Source organism: Xanthomonas sp. SHU 199 (assembly GCF_000364665.1).
GTDB classification, from domain to species: Bacteria; Pseudomonadota; Gammaproteobacteria; order Xanthomonadales; family Xanthomonadaceae; genus Xanthomonas_A; species Xanthomonas_A sontii.
On sequence record NZ_AQOI01000638.1, the window covers coordinates 1 to 475 of the forward strand.

The window sequence follows — 475 nt, forward strand, 5'->3', positions numbered from 1 at the left end:
GCCCGCGCACAGCCGCGCGAGCGCCGCCTGGGCGCGCTTGCGCTCGGACAGCGGCGCGCGCGCGGCCCAGGCGCTCAGCGCCTGCACCAGTTGCACGTAGTGGCCGCGCTGTTCGGGCGTGTAGTGGCCCTGGTTGCGCAGGAACTGCACGCCGAACAGGCCCAGCGAGTGTGCCGCCTGCTTCAGGCTCGCCGCCTGGCCGCCGAACTGCGCGTCGAAGGCGCGTTGCAGCTGGCGCTCTGCGTCCGGCGCGGCGAGGGTGTCGAGCACCTCGGGCAGGCGTTCGGCCAGCGGCAACTCGGTCAGCGGCCAGCGGCTGCGGTCCTCGCTCCAGGCCTGTTGCAGGCGCTGGTACTGGGCCGGCGGCACCGCGGCGCGGGCGTAACCGAGCAGGTCGTTGCGTTGCAGCGCGTGCGCCAGCGTGCGCACCGCGGCGGCCGGCTCGGCGCTGGCGCCGGGCAGTTCGGCGGGGGGG

General features: G+C 76.4%; 1 pseudogene. It reads right to left on the reverse strand.

Annotated features, from left to right (window positions below):
- Positions 1–462: pseudogene (locus D183_RS0118350) on the reverse strand (hypothetical protein); the annotation flags it as partial.
- Positions 463–475: the final 13 nt, after the last annotated feature.